The following is a 2,232-nucleotide window of genomic DNA, read 5'->3' on the forward strand; positions in this document are numbered from 1 at the left end:
GCCTGCACGCCGCGCGTTCGCTGCCGCACCTCGCGCGGGCCTACGAACTGGCCGACGGGCTGGGGCTGTTCCCCGACCCGGAGCGGGTGGCGCTGCCTGAGTCCACGGGGCGGCCGGAGCTGTGGCAGCGGGCTGTTGACGTCATCCGGCAGGATCCCCCCGCTCATCGGTCGTGTTTCCTGCACCGGGACTTTCATCCGGGCAATGTCCTCTTCGATGGTGAAGGGGACGGTATCCGTATCAGCGGGGTCGTCGACTGGGTGGAGACCTCGTGGGGACCGGCTGATCTTGATGTGGCCCATTGCTCGACGGCGTTGGCTCTGCTCCACGGTGTTCCGCTGGGGATGAGTTTCGTGGACCGGTATCTGGCCGAGGGAGGGCAGGTCGCCGAGCAGCGCGCTGCGCATCTGTACTGGCGGCTCATCGATGCCCTGGCCTTTGCGCCCGACGCCGAGAAGGTGGCTGTTCCCTGGCGCGAGCTGGGTCGTACAGACCTGACTCCTTCGGTTCTCGCCGGCAGGCTTGAGGAGTACATCGCGGCTCTGTTCGAGCGTTACGCGTAGGTTGCGGGGGCACGCGGGTGCCTGAGGCGGGTGAGGCTGCGGGCCGGTTCGAGGAGGGCCTGGTGGGGGCCGGTGCGGGGCGGCTTGTTCGGGAGGGCGGTGTGCAGACGCGGGCATGCTGCGGCAGTGGCGGAGCTGCACGCTCCCTGGCTTCGGGCGCAGCTCATTGTGAAGCCGGCTGTCAGAGTGCGGCGGTCTGTTGGGTGCGGTAGCGGCCCGGGGCTGTGCCGTATTCCCTCTTGAAGGCTTTGGCGAAGGCGAATTCCGATGTGTAGCCGGTGCGTTGGGCTATGGCTCGCAGTGGCTGGTCGCCTTCGCGGAGGAGGCGGCCGGCGAGGGTGAGGCGCCACCAGGTCAGGTAGGCCAGTGGTGGTTCGCCGACGAGTGCGGTGAAGCGTTTGGCGAAGGCTGCGCGTGAGAGGCCGGCGACGGTGCCGAGTTCTTCGACGGTCCAGGGGTGGGCGGGGTTGTGGTGGATGGCGCTGAGGGCCTGGCCGATGGCGGGGTCGTTCAGGGCTGCGGCCCAGCCGGTGGTGGCTCGGGCGTGGCCGTCGTACCAGGCCCGGAGGATGTAGAGGAGGGTGGTGTCGAGGAGGGCGCTGGTGGCGGCGGCCGCGCCGGGTCTGGGGTCTGCGGTTTCGGCGCGGAGGAGGTCGATGACGGCGCCGAGGGGGTGGCCTTGGGTGGGGAGGCGGATGACGGTGGGGAGGCAGGTGAGGAGGGGGTGGGGGCGGGAGCGGTTGAGGCGGTAGGCGCCGCAGAGCAGTTGGGTGCCGGGGGTTCCGTCGGTGTGGGTGGGTGGGCCGGGGTGCCAGGAGCCGTCGGGGTTCTGGGTGACCTTGGTGAGTGGGGTGGTGGGGTGGTCGGCGAGGCCGTGTGCGATGCCGTGGACGAAGGCGAGGTCGCCGGTGTCGAGCCGGATCGGTGGGGTGTTGTCTTCGGGGAGTACCCAGCAGGTGCCGTGGAGGACGGCGTGGAAGCCGACGCCGGCGGTGGCGGGGAAGTGCAGGCCCCAGGTGCCGTGGTGGTGTTTGCGGGCGGCGTGGGGGCGTCCGGTGCGCATGGCGGTGATCGCGTCACTGAGTACGTCCATGCGGGTGAGCGTAGTCGTGGAGACGTGCGCACATGATCGCGAGACGCTGTGGCATGGGCGGCCGGTGTTGATCTTCCTACGGTTGGGGTCAGCGGGCGGGGCGCGTATCTGACGCCCCGTTACTCAACTGATGGAGGGTGTTCGGCGATGGCGAAGCGTGTGGTGTTCGACGAGCTCGGTGGGCCCGAGGTGCTGCGGATCGAGGAGGTGGATCTGGGCGAGCCTGGGCCTGGTGAGGTGCTGGTGCGGGTGGATGCGCTGGGGCTGAATCGTGCGGAGGCGTTGTTCCGCTCGGGGGGTTATTACTACCAGCCGACGTTGCCGGGTTCGCGGGTCGGTTATGAGGCGGCCGGGGAGGTGCTGGCGGTCGGCGCGGGGGTGAGTGGTTTCGCGGTGGGGGACGCGGTGCTGACAGCGGGCGTCGGGGAGATGAGCTCGGAGGGTGTGTACGGCGATCGGCTGCTGGTGCCGGCCGGTGTTCTCCGGCCTCCCGGGACGTCTACGAGATCCACATGAAGCAGTCCCAGCACGAGATCGTCAAGGGCCTGCAGACGACGCTGAAGACATACGACGGCT

The 2,232-nt window shown here is 69.4% G+C and carries 3 protein-coding genes; 2 read left to right on the forward strand and 1 reads right to left on the reverse strand.

Annotation, left to right across the window (positions count from 1 at the left end; genetic code table 11):
- On the forward strand, positions 1-563 hold a 563-nt coding region (locus AB0K09_RS32715; RefSeq protein WP_366069026.1), incomplete at its 5' end, for a phosphotransferase.
- A 181-nt stretch (positions 564-744) separates the two neighbouring features.
- Here the strand turns inward: AB0K09_RS32715 and AB0K09_RS32720 are convergent.
- On the reverse strand, positions 745-1,656 hold the full coding sequence (locus tag AB0K09_RS32720) for an AraC family transcriptional regulator (RefSeq protein ID WP_366069027.1): 912 nt from the start codon (positions 1,654-1,656) through the stop codon (positions 745-747).
- Between the two features lie 147 nt (positions 1,657-1,803).
- Here AB0K09_RS32720 and AB0K09_RS32725 point away from each other — a divergent pair, with 147 nt between their 5' ends.
- The gene (locus AB0K09_RS32725) at positions 1,804-2,172 is read left to right on the forward strand and encodes an alcohol dehydrogenase catalytic domain-containing protein (protein ID WP_366069028.1); all 369 of its coding nucleotides are present in this window, start codon (positions 1,804-1,806) and stop codon (positions 2,170-2,172) included.
- Positions 2,173-2,232 lie beyond the last annotated feature (60 nt).

It is taken from the genome of Streptomyces sp. NPDC049577 (genome assembly GCF_040675635.1).
In the GTDB taxonomy this organism is placed as follows: domain Bacteria; phylum Actinomycetota; class Actinomycetes; order Streptomycetales; family Streptomycetaceae; genus Streptomyces.